Annotated in this window: 13 protein-coding genes and 2 tRNA genes; 7 read left to right on the top strand and 8 right to left on the bottom strand. The window is 48.2% G+C overall.

The genetic code is table 11. The features are described 5' to 3' along the window. Positions 1 to 242 precede the first annotated feature (242 nt). Together cphA (ACO0K2_RS04175) and cphA (ACO0K2_RS04170) are read left to right on the top strand one after the other, a co-directional pair. Positions 243 to 2,426: a cyanophycin synthetase gene (cphA, locus tag ACO0K2_RS04175; protein ID WP_423015987.1), complete on the top strand. Its 2,184-nt coding sequence runs from the start codon at positions 243 to 245 to the stop codon at positions 2,424 to 2,426. Between the two features lie 201 nt (positions 2,427 to 2,627). Beyond that, positions 2,628 to 5,198 carry a cyanophycin synthetase gene (gene cphA, locus ACO0K2_RS04170; RefSeq protein WP_423015985.1) on the top strand — a complete coding sequence of 857 codons (2,571 nt, stop codon included), beginning with the start codon at positions 2,628 to 2,630 and terminating at the stop codon, positions 5,196 to 5,198. Positions 5,199 to 5,293: 95 nt separating this feature from the next. Here the strand turns inward: cphA (ACO0K2_RS04170) and ACO0K2_RS04165 are convergent, their stop codons facing one another. The 4 genes from ACO0K2_RS04165 to ACO0K2_RS04150 all read right to left on the bottom strand — a co-directional run bounded on the left by ACO0K2_RS04165 (position 5,294) and on the right by ACO0K2_RS04150 (position 7,704). Next, positions 5,294 to 5,740, bottom strand: a complete 447-nt coding sequence (locus ACO0K2_RS04165) for a hypothetical protein (RefSeq protein ID WP_423015983.1) — start codon at positions 5,738 to 5,740, stop codon at positions 5,294 to 5,296. A 183-nt stretch (positions 5,741 to 5,923) separates the two neighbouring features. Continuing rightward, the gene (locus ACO0K2_RS04160) at positions 5,924 to 6,469 is read right to left on the bottom strand and encodes a cysteine hydrolase family protein (protein WP_423015981.1); all 546 of its coding nucleotides are present in this window, start codon (positions 6,467 to 6,469) and stop codon (positions 5,924 to 5,926) included. Positions 6,470 to 6,566: 97 nt separating this feature from the next. After that, positions 6,567 to 6,911, bottom strand: coding sequence for a ribbon-helix-helix domain-containing protein (locus ACO0K2_RS04155; RefSeq protein WP_423015979.1), 345 nt, complete (start codon positions 6,909 to 6,911; stop codon positions 6,567 to 6,569). Between the two features lie 223 nt (positions 6,912 to 7,134). Continuing rightward, a complete protein-coding gene (locus tag ACO0K2_RS04150; protein ID WP_423015977.1) occupies positions 7,135 to 7,704 on the bottom strand; it encodes a DJ-1/PfpI family protein in 570 nt (189 codons plus the stop codon). Between the two features lie 394 nt (positions 7,705 to 8,098). On the opposite strand from ACO0K2_RS04150, the gene ACO0K2_RS04145 reads away from it, so the two are divergent. Next, positions 8,099 to 9,430 (top strand): diguanylate cyclase, encoded by a 1,332-nt coding sequence (locus ACO0K2_RS04145; RefSeq protein WP_423015975.1) that lies wholly within the window; start codon positions 8,099 to 8,101, stop codon positions 9,428 to 9,430. A gap of 114 nt (positions 9,431 to 9,544) precedes the next feature. Here ACO0K2_RS04145 and uvrB read toward each other — a convergent pair whose 3' ends face one another. Next, entirely contained in the window at positions 9,545 to 11,650 is a 2,106-nt protein-coding gene (gene uvrB, locus ACO0K2_RS04140) for an excinuclease ABC subunit UvrB (RefSeq protein ID WP_423016177.1), read from the bottom strand. 236 nt (positions 11,651 to 11,886) lie between these two features. On the opposite strand from uvrB, the gene ACO0K2_RS04135 reads away from it, so the two are divergent. The 4 genes from ACO0K2_RS04135 (at position 11,887) to ACO0K2_RS04120 (ending at position 15,878) form a co-directional block, all read left to right on the top strand. Then, positions 11,887 to 13,101 carry an aromatic amino acid transaminase gene (locus ACO0K2_RS04135; protein ID WP_423015973.1) on the top strand — a complete coding sequence of 405 codons (1,215 nt, stop codon included), beginning with the start codon at positions 11,887 to 11,889 and terminating at the stop codon, positions 13,099 to 13,101. Between the two features lie 60 nt (positions 13,102 to 13,161). Next, positions 13,162 to 13,237: transfer RNA gene (locus tag ACO0K2_RS04130), tRNA-Asn, on the top strand. A 73-nt stretch (positions 13,238 to 13,310) separates the two neighbouring features. Continuing rightward, a tRNA-Asn gene (locus tag ACO0K2_RS04125) sits at positions 13,311 to 13,386 on the top strand. Between the two features lie 488 nt (positions 13,387 to 13,874). Next, a complete protein-coding gene (locus ACO0K2_RS04120) occupies positions 13,875 to 15,878 on the top strand; it encodes a methyl-accepting chemotaxis protein (protein WP_423015971.1) in 2,004 nt (667 codons plus the stop codon). A gap of 55 nt (positions 15,879 to 15,933) precedes the next feature. Here the strand turns inward: ACO0K2_RS04120 and ACO0K2_RS04115 are convergent, their stop codons facing one another. Genes ACO0K2_RS04115 through pheT form a run of 3 tightly spaced genes read right to left on the bottom strand, consistent with a single transcriptional unit; the run spans position 15,934 to position 19,199 of the window. Beyond that, a complete protein-coding gene (locus tag ACO0K2_RS04115) occupies positions 15,934 to 16,308 on the bottom strand; it encodes a MerR family transcriptional regulator (protein ID WP_423015969.1) in 375 nt (124 codons plus the stop codon). Positions 16,309 to 16,314: 6 nt separating this feature from the next. Then, complete coding sequence (locus tag ACO0K2_RS04110; protein WP_423015967.1) at positions 16,315 to 16,728, bottom strand: integration host factor subunit alpha; 414 nt, start codon at positions 16,726 to 16,728, stop codon at positions 16,315 to 16,317. A gap of 44 nt (positions 16,729 to 16,772) precedes the next feature. Then, positions 16,773 to 19,199, bottom strand: coding sequence for a phenylalanine--tRNA ligase subunit beta (pheT, locus tag ACO0K2_RS04105; protein WP_423015965.1), 2,427 nt, complete (start codon positions 19,197 to 19,199; stop codon positions 16,773 to 16,775). Positions 19,200 to 19,224: the final 25 nt, after the last annotated feature.

The following is a 19,224-nucleotide window of genomic DNA, read 5'->3' as shown; positions in this document are numbered from 1 at the left end:
AGAAATTAATCAGACGAAACTGATCAAGGGGCGCAACTGACATTGCGCTAAAGCGCAAGTATATCAGCTGAACAGCCCCATGCAGTCGGTTTGTACGGATTAAACGAATGGCGCCAGATCGGAATTCATCTCCATTGTCATTTTTATTTTTAAAATAACAATGAAAATTCCGAACAAGAGAAGAAAAACTCTAAAATGATAAGTCCCGGTAACAACGACCTGGCCTAAAAGAAATTACTTACATGACGACAAAGAAGAAAGACATCAGCATTCTCCGTGTAAATCATTTACGCGGACCGAATATCTGGACCTATCGCCCAGTGATTGAAACATGGCTGGACATCGGTGCCCTTGAAGAAACTCCGTCAGACCAATTACCTGGTCTTTATGAACGATTGACCGCTTGGTTGCCAGGCTTAATGGAGCATCGTTGCGGCGTGGGTGAACGCGGTGGCTTTCTGGAGCGCCTAAAAGAAGGCACGTGGGCCGGACATATCTTGGAACACGTCGTCCTCGAACTGCAAAACTTGGCAGGTATGCGCACTGGCTTTGGACAGACCCGTTCAACCAAGGAAGTCGGCGTGTATAAAATGGCATTCCGCACACGGGAAGAACAAGTGGGCCGTGCAGCTTTGGCGGTTGGACGCAATCTTCTGATGGCCGCGATCAACGATGAGCCATTCGATCTTGAATCTAACATCGCAGAATTAAAAGAACTCGTTGATGACCGTTGTCTGGGACCGAGTACCGCAAATATTGTCGATGCAGCAACAAGTCGCAAGATTCCTTCTATCCGCTTAACCGATGGAAATCTGGTTCAGTTAGGCTACGGCGCAGCCCAACGTCGCATTTGGACAGCCGAAACTGACCGCACCAGCGCGATTGCTGAAGGGATCGCGTCAGATAAAGATTTAACGAAAACGCTGCTGAAAGCCTGCGGCGTTCCCGTCCCTGAAGGCTGTATCGTTCGGAGCGCAGAAGAAGCGTGGGAAGAAGCCCAAGATATCGGACTCCCGGTCGTTGTCAAACCTTATGACGGCAACCATGGGCGCGGCGTTTCCCTCAATCTGATGACGCAAGCTGATGTCGAAGCCGCTTACCACCTCGCGGCACGCAAAGGTGATAGCAAGAGCGTGATCGTTGAGCGCTTTATTGCAGGTGACGAGCATCGCATTCTCGTCGTAGGCAAAAAAGTCGTCGCGGCCGCTAAGGGAGAATCCTTGTGGGTCGTTGGTAACGGCATCTCTAATATCAAACAACTGGTCGACGATCAGATCAACATTGATCCTCGCCGCGGCACGGGTGAAGACTCCCCCCTCAATGCACTGGACCCTGAGTACGGTGCGGAAATTCTGCTCGAACTGAAGCGTCAAGGCATGGACGCGTTCTCTGTCCCCGTGGATGGACAACGAGTGTTGATCCAGCCAAACGGTAACGTTGCCATGGACGTGACTGATCTCGTTCACCCCGAAGTCGCTGCAGCTGCAACACTGGCGGCACGTGTCGTTGGTCTCGATATCGCTGGCGTGGATTTGGTGGCGGAGGATATTTCCAAACCGCTCTCTCAACAGCGTGGTGCGATTATCGAAGTCAATGCAAGCCCAGGTCTGTTGGCCCATATTAAGCCAGCCAACGGCGAAGGCCGTGAAGTCGGCAAGGCGATTGTGGAACACCTTTTTGCGCCAGAAGAATCTGGTCGCATTCAAATTGTTGGTGTTGCAGGTTCGCGTAACACCGGATTAATCTCTCGTCTGATCGGTGGACTTCTCCACATCAGCAACAAAGAAACCGGCGTCGCTAGTAGTCAGGGCCTGTACCTGAATAAACGTCTCGTCAGCGAAGGAGACTGCGCGACGTGGGATAGCGGACAGCGCCTCCTGATCAACCGTAATGTCCAGGCTGCCGTTTTCGAGACAAATGCACGCGCTATTCTGAAAGATGGTCTTGCTTACGATAAATGTCTGGTTGGTGTTGTTACTGACCTAGATGGCTACGAAGATCTGGCTGACTTCCATATTCATGACGCAGACCAGATGTACAAAGTGATGCGCACGCAGGTTGACGTGGTGTTGCCGGAAGGCGTCGCGGTACTCAATGGTGCAGATCCGGCAGTCGTTGAACTGGCTGAATTGTGCGATGGAAAAGTGATTTTCTACGCACTGGACGCACAAGCGCCAGCACTGGTCAGTCATCGAGAAAAAGGTGAACGCGTCGTGTTCCTGAGAGAACAACAAATTGTGCTCGCGGAAGGCGAAACCGAAACTGCACTTCTGCCACTCTCCTCGCTCAAACCTGCGAAAGCGTCACAACCAGAGACTATTTTGGCCGCTGTCGCAGCTGCATGGGCATTAGAGATTGATTCAGAGCTAATTGAAGCTGGCTTGAGAACGTTTGACTCCAACCAGAAAAAAAGTATCGACGTGTAATCCCGACACCTAAACAAGTTCATCGCAGGACATCTCGCTAGAACAGAAAGCCGCAGCGACTAAGAAATAACGCAAGCGTTCTGCGATGAAGATGAATAGAGTGATTGAGTAGCACCTTATTTAATATCCATTTCCTGGTGGCATCACTGCAATTGAGGGGACGCCACCTGATTTATGCCCCTTTCAACAGGACGAAGTTTTATGGAAGTATCACGCATACGTGCCCTGCGCGGCCCCAATCTCTGGAGCCACCATACGGCGGTAGAAGCCATCGTTGCTTGCAACGAGGCTGAATGTTCAATTGAGAAGCTGGTCGGTTTTGAAGACCGCCTGCGTGCTCTATTCCCAGAACTGAGCATACTGCAACCAACCGGACATAATGATGCGATTCCTATGGCGCACGTGTTTGAGCTCACAGCGCTCGGACTTCAGGCGCAGGCTGGCTGTCCCGTCACTTTCAGCCGTACAACGCAGACTTTAGAACCAGGGATTTTTCAAGTCGTCGTAGAGTACACCGAAGAATCCGTCGGACGCCTCGCCCTCGAACTAGCAGAAAACCTCATCGCTGCGGCATTGAAAAATGAAACCTTCGATCTCAACGCGGCATTGGATCAATTACGCGAATTAGACGAAGACGTACGCCTTGGACCATCCACTGGCTCCATTGTCAACGCAGCGATTGCACGTAATATTCCCTACCGCCGATTGACCGACGGTAGTTTGGTGGCCTTGGGCTGGGGATCGCGTCAACGTAAGATTCAAGCGGCTGAAATGGATGGCACAAGCGCCATTGCAGAAGCGATTGCGCAAGATAAAGAATTAACGAAAAAACTCTTGCACGCCGCTGGCGTACCAGTGCCGATGGGGCGCGCTGTTCACAGCCCTGAAGATGCATGGGAAGCAGCCTTGGAAGTTGGCCTTCCAGTCGTCATCAAACCTAAAGATGGCAATCAAGGCAAAGGCGTTACCGTCAACGTCACGACAAAAGAGCAACTCATTGCTGGCTATCATGCAGCAGCGGAATTCCGTGATGATATTCTGGTAGAACGATTCCTCCCAGGTAACGACTTCCGCTTGCTGGTGATCGGCAACAAATTGGTCGCCGCCGCACGTCGCGATCCACCGCAGGTGGTTGGTGATGGCAAACAAACGGTGCGTGAATTGGTTGAACAGGTCAACAAGGATCCACGTCGTGGTAGTGGTCACTCCACTTCTCTCACCAAAATCCGCTTCGATGACATCGCCCTCGCTAGCCTTGCAAAACAAGGCTTCGAAGCCGACTCGATTCCACCGAAAGGTCAACGCGTTGTTTTACGTAATAACGCTAACTTATCAACTGGCGGTGCGGCAACGGACGTGACCGATGACGTCCATCCTGAGGTGGCTGCTCGCGCAATTGCGGCTGCACAGATGGTCGGCCTGGATATCTGCGGTGTCGATTTGGTGTGCGATAGCGTCTTAAAACCAATCGAAGCGCAAAAAGGCGGTATCGTCGAAGTCAACGCCGCGCCAGGCTTGCGTATGCACCTCTCGCCATCCTTTGGCAAAGGACGCGCAGTTGGTGAAGCCATTATCGATGCCATGTTCGATGAAGGCGACGATGGTCGTATTCCTATCATCGCAGTCACGGGTACAAACGGTAAAACAACGACTGTTCGCTTAATCGCTCATTTGATGACAGCGAGTGGCTTGCGCACCGGCATGACCAACACTGACGGCGTGTATGTTGAAGGACGCCAAATCGATAGTGGCGATTGCAGCGGACCACGCAGCGCACGCAACGTTTTGTCTCATCCTGACGTCGATGCCGCTGTGTTTGAAACAGCACGGGGTGGCGTATTACGCGAAGGCCTCGCTTATGATCGCTGCCAAGTGGCGGTCATTACCAATATTGGCTCCGGTGACCATTTAGGGCTCAACTACATCACGACGGTTGAAGATCTTGCCGTCCTCAAGCGCGTCATCGTCCAAAACGTCGCCGACAATGGTTATGCCGTATTGAATGCAGCAGACCCTATCGTGGCTAACATGGCTGCCAATTGTCCTTCGCCGGTTATTTTCTTTGCTGCAGATAAACAGCTGGCAGTGATTGCCGCACATCGCGCCCAAGGAAAACGTGCGGTGTATGTCGATAACGGTAATCTCGTCGCTGCGGAAGGTAAATTGCGTGAGACCATTCCTTTGGCAGATATTCCAATTACCCGCCAAGGAACCATTGGCTTCCAAGTAGAAAATGTCATGGCATCGGTTGCAGCGGCATGGGCAGCAGGCATCAGTTGGGAACACATCCGCGCAGGCCTGAAAACTTTTGCGAATGAAGCCGATAACGCGCCGGGTCGATTTAATGTGTTCAATTATCGCGGCGCAACGCTGATTGCTGACTACGGCCATAACCCAGATGCTATTCTGGCGTTGGTCAAAGCCGTTGAAACCATGCCAGCCAAACGTCGCTCGGTCGTTATTAGCGGTGCAGGCGATCGACGTGATCAAGATATTCGTCAACAAACGGAGATTCTCGGCGAGTCCTTCGATGACGTGATTCTGTACCAAGATCAATGCCAGCGTGGTCGCGCGGATGGTGAAGTGGTTGCCCTGCTCCGTGAAGGCTTAAAAGGCGCAAGTAAAACGACACGTATCGACGAAATCAATGGTGAGTTTATTGCGATTGATCTCGCTATGGACCGCTTAGGTGAAGGCGACTTGTGTTTGATTCTGATTGATCAGGTCGAAGAAGCATTGGCCCACATTGCAAAACGTGTCGCCAACGATTAATCAAGCGTAAAAGCGGGCAACCGCGAAAGAAAAAATCCGCACATGACGTTGCTTCATGTGCGGATTTTTTATTGTTTGAGGTGCGAAAAAGCGTGCTAGACCGCGGGTTCTTTTAGGATATTCATCGCACGGAAGACATTAGCGCCACTGGCCAGCATGTAAATGCCGCCACAGAAAAAGACGCTCGCAATTAATTTGGGGAAAAGGCTGAATGAAGCACCAGGAAAAGTTCGCCAGACAACCACGCTGACAATCGGGAAAAATAAGCCAAACAGCATGCGTCCGAACCACCCTGCATTTCCTTCGGCGCCCGTCACGCAGTTTTTGTATGCCAGGGCATTAAAAACGCCACTCTTGTCGGTACCAGCTAAAACGACTTCATTACCTTCATTAATCAACACGGGTTCTTTTGATTTCAGCGTTACTTGCTTATCGCCCACCTGAAAAATAGCGATATGCATGGTACTCACTTCTGTTTCATTGCCACCACTGATACTCACGGTATTGCGCACGCTTGCAGCGTGTCCTTTTAGTCGATCCATCCTTGTCTCCATCTTATATTTAAAAATTTACTTCATTGCGAACCTCATGAAACAACCACCTTTCTATACCAACTACAAACGACTTTTAATAAAAACACCGACAACCTATCACTACCTACAACTGCCTACAAACCATAAAGACCAGCATATTGTTTCCATGAAACAACCCTCACGGTTCAGACTTTATACGGTTACATCAAACACAATCTGCTCACTGACAACCGCGCGGATAACAGGACCAAAGCTACGAATAGAGGACAACGTCGCGTTGTGGTGCTGAACAATCGTGGACGCTGGTGCGTGTGCCTTGTCATGCGTTGTGTGCGCGTCAGCTACGAGAATAACCGGAAATCCGAGCGCTGCGGCACGGCGTGTGGTGGTATCAACACAGAATTCGCTCGCATAGCCACAAACCAGAAGCTGTTCAATTCCGCGCACCAACAATAATTCAAGTAATTCTGTTCGCTGGAACGAATCGGGTGTTGTCTTACGCAAAATCACATCCCCCTCTTCCACCATGAGATTTTTCTCTAACTGCCAGGCTTTCGTGCCAAAGACAAGACCGGACTCGAGTTCTTCATGCTGCACAAAAATAACAGCAGCACCCGCATATCGCGCTCGCTCACTGAGTGCATTGATGCGCGCAACGACAGCATCGGCATCATATGGACGTGGCTCCGCGTCAAATAAACCTCGTTGCACATCGATAACAAGCAAAGCAGTTTTCATGATCATCCATTTATCAATAAAACAATGCAAAACAGATTGTCGCAATGAATGCAGACAGCGGACGCATGGCCTATGCGCATCAAGCGCCATGCGTCCGCTAAGAAAGTAAGGGGGGCGATGAGGAATGTGAAACGGAAAATCCCGCAAGCGATACATGTTGATCAGAGGGGATCGCCCCTTCCAGCATGAGGGACGTATAACGTAAGCAGCAAACACGTAAAAACGATGCGAAGTTATCGATATGACCGCGATGAACGCTCAGCTCATCATATAACTTCGTGACCAATTGATTGGTCGTCATCCCGTCACGCTGAGCGATCTCTTGCAGGGTATTCCAAAACAAGGTTTCTAGGCGAATTGAAGTGACGACGCCGTGCAATCTTAGCGAACGCGCTTTTGATTCATATAAGCTTGGATCTGCTTTTACAAAAATCTCACACATCGTGTCTCCGTCGATCAATGTTATCTAGTCGGAATGATTCCAACCCATTATACGGGGAGTGACCGTTTTGCATAGCAATTTGCATACACTCAAAAACAGATTCCGATATGGAGATGATTATTTTGACATCGTCATTGAAGGACGAAAGCCATCTCAAATGCACCAATAAAAGAAATAGCGAGACAGGCTGGATGATCTGCCCCGCTGTCGGTGCCCTGACGACCTAAGATTGAAGCAATACAAAGAACTGCGCGAGCCATGCAGGATGCGCAGGCCACGCTGGCGCGGTGACGAAATTGTTGTCAGTCACCGCATCCGTAACGGCGATATCAGCGTAAATCCCTCCCGCCGCTTCCACTTCAAATCGACACGCTGGATAGGCAGAACAGCGCACACCCTCAAGCACGTTAGCGGCAGCTAACACTTGTGCACCATGACACACGGCAGCGATCGGCTTCTTCGTTTCTGCGAAGTGCCTCGTGATTGCGATAATACGGGGATTAAGCCGCAAATATTCGGGTGCGCGACCTCCGGGAATCACTAGTGCGTCATAGGACTGTTCATCGACATTGGCAAAATCAAAGTTAATCGCAAACCGATGCCCTGGTTTTTCTGTATAGGTTTGATGCCCTTCAAAATCATGGATAGCCGTCATCACAAAATCACCCGCACGCTTATCTGGGCACACAGCATGGACCTGATGTCCAACCGCTAGTAAAGTTTGAAATGGGACCATGACTTCATAGTCTTCGACAAAGTCACCTACTAACATCAATATTTTTTTCTGTTTCATGTTATCTCCGGTTCATTGTTGATCGTTTAACCACGCATCATCCATCTCAACACTAATGACACGTAGTGCGTTGAAACGTGCTGATGGAGTGGTTGAAATAACGATGTAACAACCATCTACAAGCAGCAATGCATTGTCAGATGAAACCGGCACATGGCGGTAATGACGGGGTACTACATCGGCCAAAGTGTTATCAAAAAATCTTTAAAAATAGAATAATCGCGGCGATTGTGCCTCTTCTCCACTTATTGCACTAAAACCAACAGCAATTTGCTATTGTTCATCATTTTTTCTGCTTAAGAGCAACGGTAAGAGAATAAATTCGTTTAAAATTCATCTGAGCAACACGGGCTATTGTGTCCCGTTAATGTGGCAAAGAGTACACGGAGACAAAATGCCTGAAGTGGTGTCACTATTCAAGAACAAGGTACTGTTACTTTCACAGACTTTTTTCATCAAAGACAATAAAGACGAGCTCTTACTGTGTGCTCACAAGTATGACTTTGATATTTTGTTTTTTGACCAAATGAGCGACTTTGTCACCGCCGTTGAGAGTTCGGAGGGTAATGATCTGTTTGTCATTGATCTTGATGTGCTCTACAACATGCAAAATGACATGTCACAACAACGTCGACAAACGATGTTCCTGAGTGACCTGCTACAACGACTGCCAGCAAATCAAAACTACGTCTATTTACAAACCGTCCGCCAAGGTGAGCGTTTCTTATTGCAACAAAAGCTTGTCGAGAGTAATTGCCTTGCTTATGCCGAGAAGCCAATCACGAACGACATGCTGGTCGATAAACTGTTTAATCTATTTGGACGGCACAAGCGCGGAGACTCGAACACCATCATTTATCTCGGTGACAATGCGCCACTAGACACCGATATGCTGACCCAGCACGGCGTCGACATGATCCAATGCTTCGATGCGCGCTCTTTGCATTTGCGTGTAAAAGAAACACAACCCGATATCGTGTTAATCAATGAAACCCAGTACCTCAATACCGAAGCACTTGTTCGCGTGTTGAAGAAAAATATTGAGTTTGATCCAGGCCGCGAAATTATCATGCTCCAAGACAAGCCAGAACCGCGCTTGGCGCGTAAGGCCTTGGATAGTGGTTTCGATGAAATTTTAAATGCAACAGACAGCGACGTCCTGACACGCCAACTGCTCAACAGAATTAATAAAATCCGCGCTAGCAAAGACTTGATTAGCCGAGACCGTGCAACAGGTCTCTTGAATAAGGTCGGCTTACAGAACAAAGCCCTTGATATGATTCGTCGTGCCGCGCGAATGGAAAAGCCATTGGCTTACGGCGTTATCGATATCGATAAATTCAAGACAATTAACGATACCTGGGGCCACTACTTCGGTGATATCGTCATTAAGCGCTTGTCATTAGTCTTATCCTCTCAACTCGGCGAGTATGACCTCTTGAGCCGGTTTGGCGGCGAAGAGTTCGTTGCCGTTTTCTGGGATTGCGATCTCGAACAAGGAAAACAAAAGCTCGATGCGATGCGCGAGGCATTCGGCAAAATCGCCTTTGAAGTGACTGCTGATGAAATAAGACATTTTAGTTTTAGCGGTGGTGTTGCAGACTTTCCGAGTTTTAAAACAGAGAACGATCTTTTCTTACAAGCTGATGCCATGCTTTATCAAGCTAAACAAGGTGGACGCAATCAAATTTGCATCAAAGCCCCTGAGCAAATCAGCGTCGCTTAGTAGGTAAAACATTGACGGGGTAATGCCCCACCAATTAGCCGCACCAATTCGCAGGCAGCATACTGGGAACGCATTGATCAATACGTTCCCATCTGCCAATTACTCGCGTGACACCTACTTTCCAGCGATCACACCGATGACGTCGTGACCACCCGCACCAAATAGCAAATCCTTGAGATGGCCAAGCTGATCGCGGACTTGTGCTGCTTTCTCAAATTCCAGATTTTTCGCGTGATCAAGCATGAGCTTTTCTAATCGTTTGATTTCGCGACTTATCTGTTTCTCTCCCATCATTTCGTATTTCGCCTGTTCTTGCGCAATCGCCAAGTCCTCTTTGGCTTCCTGCGCATTGTAGACGCCATCAATGATGTCTTTAATCTGCTTACGAATACCCGTCGGCGTAATATTGTTTGCCTGATTAAATGCAAGCTGTTTCGTCCGTCGGCGTTCAGTTTCTCCGATTGCACGCTTCATCGAATCAGTCACTTTATCGGCGTATAAAATCGCTTTACCGTGCAAATTACGGGCAGCACGTCCAATGGTTTGAATCAAACTGCGCTCAGAACGCAGAAAGCCCTCTTTGTCGGCATCAAGAATCGCCACCAAGGACACCTCAGGAATATCCAAGCCCTCACGCAGCAAGTTAATCCCTACAAGAACGTCAAAAGTACCAAGGCGCAAATCACGGATAATCTCGACTCGTTCGACGGTATCAATATCGCTATGCAGGTAACGAACCTTGATCCCATTCTCACCTAAAAATTCAGTCAGTTGTTCTGACATGCGCTTCGTCAGTGTCGTGACCAATACACGTTCATTCTTTTTGATGCGATCGCTGATCTCTCCCATGAGATCATCCACCTGCGTCAATGCAGGACGTACTTCAATCTCAGGATCCACTAAGCCCGTCGGACGCACCACCTGCTCGACTGTTTGGTCGGCATGCTGATGTTCATAGTCCCCCGGCGTCGCAGAAACAAACACGGTCTGCCGCAATTTACTCTCAAATTCTGCAAATTTTAATGGACGATTATCTAATGCGGAGGGCAAGCGAAAGCCATAATCCACCAAGTTGGTTTTACGCGCTCGGTCACCGTTGTACATACCATTCAATTGCCCAGTCAATACATGCGACTCATCAAGGAACATCAAGGCATCTGGGGGAAGATAATCGATTAAGGTCGGCGGTGGCTCTCCTGGCTTCGCACCACTCAAATGCCGCGAGTAATTCTCAATACCTTTGGTAAAACCAATTTCCGCCATCATTTCAAGATCAAATCGAGTACGCTGTTCAATACGTTGCTCTTCGATTAGCTTGTTTTCGCGTCGGAAGAAATCGAGACGCTCGCGCAATTCTTCTTTAATGGTTTCAATAGCACGCAAGACCGTTTCTCTCGGCGTAACGTAATGAGAACCAGGGTAGACGGTAAATCGCGCAATTTTTTGCTTGATCCTGCCTGTCAATGGGTCAAACAATTGTAAATTTTCAATCTCATCGTCAAACATTTCTACCCGCACTGCCAATTCAGCGTGCTCGGCCGGAAAAATATCGATGGTGTCACCGCGGACTCGGAACGTACCACGGGCAAAATCGACCTCGTTCCGTGAATACTGCATCTGAATCAAGCGAGCGATCACGTCACGCTGACTTACTTTGTCTTTGGTGCGCAAAGTCAAAATCATCTTGTGGTATTCGCTCGGATTACCAATACCGTAAATGGCAGACACTGTCGCCACGATAATGACATCGCGTCGCTCCATCAGCGACTTAGTACACGACAAGCGCATCTGCTCAATGTGCTCATTGATTGCCGAATCTTTCTCAATAAACAAATCTCGCTGAGGAACATAAGCCTCAGGTTGATAGTAATCGTAGTAAGAAACGAAATACTCCACGGCATTTCGTGGGAAAAATTCTCGGAATTCGCTGTACAGCTGTGCTGCCAGCGTCTTGTTCGGTGCAAAAATGATAGCAGGACGCCCAGTACGAGCGATGACGTTTGCCATGGTGTAAGTTTTACCAGAACCTGTTACCCCAAGTAATGTCTGGAAAAACAGACCATCCTCGATACCTTCCACCAATTTAGCGATCGCCGCAGGCTGATCACCTGCTGGTTCAAACATTTGATACAGCTGAAACGCTGAGTTTGGAAAAGAAATAAACTTTGATTCGTCTAAAGTCTCAGATAAAGCGACTGAATTCACTGGTGCTACCGCCATGATGCTCTTACCTTTGCTAAAATATGAGGCTGTCATAGAACTTACCCAAACAGGCCCTTTTGCGACATACCCCTGCGCAATGTTATGCCACTGGTGTTATCCACACCGTCATCTCCGGCTGATCTGGCCTGAAATTTTTTGCGTAAGTTTTATGTGTTGCACTGCTATTACTTTGCTAATTACTCAATCATACCAACCTTCTCTGTCAACGACAGACAACTACTCATATTATCACGATGACCGCTCTTGCCTCCTCCCCCCTGTTCTCCGCCATCGAAATGGCTCCCCGCGACCCGATTTTGGGTATTACTGAAGCGTTTAACGCGGATCAAAACCCAGCCAAAGTGAATCTGGGTGTTGGCGTTTATTACGACGACAACGGAAAAGTGCCTTTGCTCGAATGCGTCAAAAAAGCGGAAGCTATTCTGATCGAAAAGTACGCACCACGTACTTATTTGCCTATCGAGGGACTGGCTGCTTACGATAAAGCAGTACAGGAATTGGTTTTTGGTGCTGACAGCGCTGTCGTTACTGAAAAACGTGCAATTACTGCACAAGCAATCGGCGGTACTGGTGCGCTCAAATTGGGCGCAGACTTCCTGCAACGTTTCTCGCCTAACTCCGAAGTCTGGATCAGTGACCCAAGTTGGGAAAATCACCGCGCATTGTTTGAATCCGCTGGCTTTAAAGTCAATGCCTACCCTTACTATGATCCAGCGACACGCGGCGTGAATTTCAGTGGCATGTTAGAAGCACTCAATACGATGCCTGCTGGCTCCATCGTGCTGTTACATGCCTGCTGCCATAATCCAACGGGTGCCGACCTCACTGACGACCAATGGACACAAGTGATCAGCGTAGTGACCACCCGCGGCCTGGTTCCATTCCTCGACATGGCCTACCAAGGCTTCGGCGACGGTATCGAAGCAGACGGCAAAGTGGTTCGTCGCTTTGCTGAGGCTGGTGGTGCGTTGTTTGTCTCTAACTCGTTTTCCAAATCCTTCTCTTTATACGGCGAACGCGTTGGTGCATTAAGCATCGCTGCCGGTAGCGCAGAAGAAGCAGCACGGATTATGTCGCAATTAAAGCGCGTCATCCGTACCAACTACTCTAACCCGCCATCACATGGTGGTCAGGTCGTCGCGACAGTTCTCGCCACACCAGAACTGCGTCAGTTGTGGGAAGAAGAATTAGCCGCCATGCGCGTACGTATTCGTGACATGCGCCAAGCGTTCGTCGAGAAATTAAAAGCCCAAGCGCCAGCACATGACTTCGGCTTTGTGATGCAACAACGCGGCATGTTCTCTTATTCTGGTCTGACGAAAGAACAAGTCGGTGCGCTACGCGAAAACAATTCTATCTACGCTGTCGACACCGGCCGTATTTGCGTTGCTGCATTGAACAACAAAAATATCGACCAAGTGATCGCGTCGATTGCGAAGGTTTTGTAATTGAAACAGCGTCGAGCCGTTGACAAGTAATGGTTCGACGCTTATAATCTTTGTCTCTGTTCCCTGATAGCTCAGTCGGTAGAGCGACGGACTGTTAATCCGCAGGTCCCTGGTTCGAGTCCAGGTCGGGGAGCCACAGAATTCGAAGTACGTAGTGAACTTAATAAAAAATCACTACAAAAAAGTTTAACGAAGAGATGACCTTCTATTCCCTGATAGCTCAGTCGGTAGAGCGACGGACTGTTAATCCGCAGGTCCCTGGTTCGAGTCCAGGTCGGGGAGCCAAATTAAAGGGCTTAACATGATTGTTAAGCCCTTTTTCTTCGCCAGAAATACCTGATAGCGGTGAAAATCACTATCAACGTAATTCCGGTTCGTGCAGCTCAAGCAATTGAGACGGCACTTCCAGACACCGCTGCCAGTCTGTTTCAGTGTGGTCAGCACTTCTCTTATTTCCAAGCAATTCTAGGTAGTACACCGATGCGTTATCGCTGAGTCTCACTTTGTCGATGCAGACGAAAATTTTCCATCATGCCGTCAGGGCCCACGGCGTGATGTTTCATGCATGAAAAGAATCATCGACGAAAGTGAGATCGCGGTAACCGCGTTTATTGCTTATCAATCAAAATTGATAAGCTTTTTTTCAAGAAACACCTTCTCGCTGACAACATACTTACAAATAGTCACAACCGTCATAACTGCGTCACATTTGAGGATTAATCTTGCTTTAAATCAAGCTTTTTCAATCGCTTTATTTTAGGCTTCCTCATATCGTGCTCAATCTCATCTCGCCCGCTGTTCGTCTGATGCAAGGTTTTCGCATCAGTCACAAAGTCGTGCTGGTCGCGACCGCCTTTGCAATCCCTCTTTTTGTCGTTGTCGCTCTCCTTTTTAGCGAAATGCAAGCGGAAGTAGCAGCTACTAGAGACAAACAAGTAGCGATACAGCAAATCCATGAATTCAAATTATTACAAACTGAACTGAGAAAATATCGTGCCTTCATGCACATGCAACTGACAGGAAATAAACAAGTTGCAGACAAAATCGGCGTGACCAAAGCTGCCGTGGAAAAGGACATCGACAAACTCAGCAATAAATCCACATCAGATGAACTCAAGAAATTATGGCAAGGTGCCAACGCCAAGCAGGCCGGCCTGAAAGCAGCTGAGAGCTTCGTTCAATACACCCAAATCATTGATGTTCTGAATGAAAAAATCATCAACATCGCTTACACAAGTAAATTGGCCCTCGACAGCGATTTCACGACACATGAACTCGCCGGTATTTATCTCAACAATATCCCATCGATTGTTGAGAAATTAGCCATCATGGCAGCCCGTGGTGCGGCCTATATTGACAGTGGCCTATTTGAAGCAGGCGAAGACGTTACACTCAATTCGACGCAGATGCTCGCCCGGCAGGAAATCAAGCAACTCACTGAGCAAACGCAATCAATTGAAAAAGAAAACCCGTCGTACAAGAGTATCCTAGAACCGCTCAGAACTAACCTGGGTGTTGGTCTGAAATTCCTTGAGCGCGCACAAGACGAAGTGCTAGCATCCGTCAATCAAAGTTCAGGCTTGGCGTTCGTCGCCGCTGGTCAAGAGAGCCTCGATAAGCTCAATGAGTCAGAAACCACGATGATGAAGCAAGTGAACGCTCGCCTCGAGGCGCATGTTCACGAAATCAATCAAAAAATACTGCGCATGTTTAGCGCGATTATTGCATTGGTCTTACTGGCTTGTTACTTCTTGCTAGGCATCTATGTTTCACTCGCTCGCGACATCGGCGTTCTCACAACAGCAATCGAAAAAACGGCGGCGGGTGACTTGCAGCACACCTCATCCAGCGATGGCAAAGATGAACTCGCTGACCTGATTAACGCTGTCAGCAGAATGAACCAAGGTCTCAGCAATTTGGTCAACAATATTCGCACAGGCGCTGAAAACGTCAACAGTATCGCGAAAGAAATCCATGAAGAAAACATCGACCTCGCGAGCCGCACTGAGCATCAAGCAGGCGCTTTACAGCAGACCGCGAGTTCTGTCGAAGAGTTGACGAGCACCATCAAAGAAAATGCGAGCAACTTGTCTCAAGCTGGTTCATTGATCAATTCTTCCGCAGACTCAGTGCAACAGGGGTTGCTGGTCATGGACAAGGCAATTGAGACCATGCAAACAGTCACAACTACATCACGTAAGATTTCGGAGATTATTGGCGTGATGGATGGTATTGCGTTTCAAACCAACATTCTTGCCCTCAATGCGGCCGTTGAAGCTGCTCGAGCAGGTCAGGAAGGACGTGGTTTTGCAGTGGTCGCAAGTGAAGTGAGAAACCTGGCGCAACGCAGTGCGAACGCCGCGAAAGAAATCAAAGGCCTGATCGTTTCGTCCGGAGAAGCAATTCAAAACGGTAGCAACATGATCAACAGTGCTGGCAAAACAATGCGTGAAATTGCTGAAAATGTTGAACAGGTAACGGATTTGATCAAACACGTTAGTAATGCAAGTCAAGAACAAAGCGCGGGCATTTCCAACGTTAATGATGCCATCAGTAGCATCGATGAAATCACGCAACACAATGCAAGCTTGGTAGAGCAAGCAACAAAGTCAACTGATAAGCTAGAAAGCCAAGCAATTGAATTGAGCGTCGCTGTGAGCGTCTTTAAAACCGGAGACTCCCACCACGTTGTAGAACAACACGTAGCGACGCGAGAGAGTCGTATGCCGCCAAAAGCGCAACGCGCCATCAAAAGCCAACTAAGGCGCATCGCTTAAGACAAATAAAAAACCCGGTAAGCAACAACTTACCGGGTATTTTTTTGAGCACACGTTAGACAGTCAACAATGCCAAGATCTCTCGTAATTCGTCTCGAACCTGATGCAAATTAACCGGAATTTCTTCTGGCTCATCAATATGTAACGCTGAGCGCCCCGAGCTTGCAAGCAGCTTGTTACGCGCACCATTAATCGTAAATCCCTGTTCGTATAACAGTTCGCGGATTCTGCGTATCAACAACACTTCGTGATGCTGATAATAGCGTCTGTTACCGCGACGCTTAACTGGTTTCAACTGAGAAAATTCTTGCTCCCAATAACGCAAAACATGTGGTTTTACGCCACATAATTCACTGACCTCGCCAATCGTAAAATACCGTTTTGCGGGAATGGGTGGCAAAGTGACGGATTCAATCTTAATTTCAGTCATCTAATTTTAAGCAGCATGAGCAAGAGGTTGACCACTGGCATCATCTACCATGCCTTTCAATTTTTGACTGGCATGGAAAGTAACAACGCGACGAGCAGTGATAGGAATTTCTTCACCTGTTTTAGGATTGCGTCCGGGACGTTGCGGCTTATCACGTAACTGAAAATTGCCAAAACCAGACAATTTTACGGACTCCCCGCGCTCCAACGCATCACGAATTTCATCGAAAAAAGTTTCTACCATATCCTTTGCTTCGCGTTTATTTAAACCAACATGCTCAAAGAGCAATTCAGCCAACTCCGCTTTGGTTAAGGTAGGCAATTCTTTTTCCGCCTGTGAACGAGCTCTTGCTTCGAGCATCGCACGGTTCAAGTCAGCGTCTAAAACTGATTGAAATTCAGCGGAATTTACGTCATTCATTATCAAACTCATCTAATTATTATCCGGCAATGCCAGTTATGCTGTTATCGCAACTTCGCTGAAAATTTCAGACCAGCGGCGGACGTCAGAGCAGTCATTGCCATTTCAACTCTGTCGTCTTGGAGGGTAGTTTGAGTATCTTGCAAGCTAAAGCGGAATGCAAGACTTTTTTCGTCTGCTTCCAAGCCCTTACCACGATATTCATCAAACAAAACAACGGCTTGCATAATGTTACAAGCTTCATTGTTCTGCGCCTCAGCCTTAAAGACATCCAGCAAATCTTGCACAGAAACACTTTGTTTTACGACCAGCGCCAGATCACGTGTTACTGCTTGGAACTTCGATATTTCGCGATACACAGGCACATTCACATCCTGCACAGCATCGACTTCTACCTCAAACACAACCGGTGCTAGTGGTAGGTCATATTTTTGTTGCAAACGTGGATGCAATTCACCAATGAAACCAATGTGTTTGCCATCGCATTCAATACTTGCACTGCGACCAGGATGCAAAGCAACATGTTCGTTTTTGACGAAACGTAAAACTTTTGGCGCAAATAACGCTTCCAAGTCAGCCTTCACGTCAAAGAAGTCAACATTCCGTTGCGGTGCGCCCCACTGCTCTTCGACAACTGGGCCATACGCCAGTGCAGAAAGATGTTTGGGTTGGTGGTAACCGGCGACAGCCAACGGACCATCAGCGACTTGTTGATCACGCAAATATACGGCGCCGATCTCAAAAATACGTACGCGGTTAATTTTACGGTTCAAGTTATAACGCGCGTTAGCAATCAAACTACCGATCAAATTGGAACGCATCACACCCATCTGACTAGCGATAGGGTTCAGCAATTTAATTGGTGCATCGTTGCCGGCAAAGTCTTTTTCCCAAGCTTCTTCGACAAAGCTATAGTTCACGACTTCTTGGTAATCCTGATCTGCAATGAGACGACGCACTGCAAACAAAGAACGCTTGTTTTCAGGCGCAATCAACATTGCACTTGCAGCAACTGGCGGCAACGCAGGAATGTTTTCAAAGCCGTAGACACGCGCCACTTCTTCGATCAGATCTTCTTCGATTTCGATATCGAAGCGATAAGAAGGCGGCGTGACCAAGAACTCACCGTCTTGATGCGTAAATTGCAAATTCAAACGAGTGAAAATATCAGCGATACTCGCATCAGTCAAAGGAACGCCGATCACTTTTTGAGCGCGCGCTGTACGGAGTTTAACTGGTGGGCGCTTTGGCAAGTTGACGATTTGATCGTCGACCGGACCGACTTTGACCTGCTCTGGGCCACCGCAGATCTCGACGATCAATGCCGTAATTCGCTCGATGTGCTCAACGATGTTTTCAAAGTCTACGCCGCGCTCAAAACGGTGAGCGGCATCGGTCGAGAAGTTGAAACGGCGTGCACGACCTTGGATCGCACTCGGCCACCAGAAAGCCGCTTCAAGATAAATATTTTGTGTTTCCAACGTAACGGAAGTGGAATCACCGCCCATGATGCCGGCTAATGATTCAATTTCTTTTTCGTCAGCAATGACGCCAATCCACTCATCGACAGCAACGGTATTCCCATTGAGAAGCTTGACTGTCTCGCCTGCTTTACCCCATCGAACGTCCATCGCGCCATGGATTTTATCCAGATCAAATACATGTGATGGGCGACCTAACTCCAGCATCACATAATTCGAAATATCAACCAATGCAGAAATCGGGCGCTGACCACTACGCTCCAGACGTTGCTTCATCCATTCTGGTGTTGCCGCTTTAGCGTTAACGCCACGAATGACACGACCGCAAAAACGACCGCATAAATCCGGTGCAGACACCTTGACTGGCAAAGTTTCGTTCAACGTCACTGGAATCGCTTTGGTCGTTGGCAAATGCAACGGTGTACCCGTCAATGCGGACACTTCACGTGCCACACCCAGTACGGACAAGCAGTCTGCTTTATTAGGAGTCAATTTGATCGTAAATTTCAGATCATTGAGCAGGTAATAGTCGCGGAAATTCTGCCCAATCGGTGCGTCACTTGGCAGCTCCATTAAGCCGCCAGCATCATCCGATAATTTTAATTCACGAGCAGAGCACAGCATACCTTGCGATTCAACACCACGTAGTTTGCCGACTTTAATTTCAAATGGTTTACCGTCAGCACCTGGAGGCAACACTGCACCCGCCATTGCGCAGGGAATCCGGATACCGACGCGTGCATTCGGTGCACCGCAGACGATATTCAACAGCGTGCCAGTACCAACATCGACCTGACATATATTTAAACGATCCGCATCGGGATGCTTAGCGATCTCGCGAATTTCCGCGACAACCACATTATTAAAAGGGGGAGCCACAGGCTCAACTTCTTCGACCTCTAAACCAGACATGGTCAACAGATGAGAGAGTTCATCCGAAGTCATCTTCGGATCAACCATGGTACGAAGCCAGTTTTCAGAAAATTGCATAATTCAGCCGTCTAATGTGAGATAC

The sequence above is a fragment of the Undibacterium sp. MH2W genome (assembly GCF_049340215.1).
In the GTDB taxonomy this organism is placed as follows: domain Bacteria; phylum Pseudomonadota; class Gammaproteobacteria; order Burkholderiales; family Burkholderiaceae_D; genus Undibacterium.
Note: the sequence above shows the minus strand (reverse complement) of the source record. Positions and strands in the feature narration are given on the sequence as shown.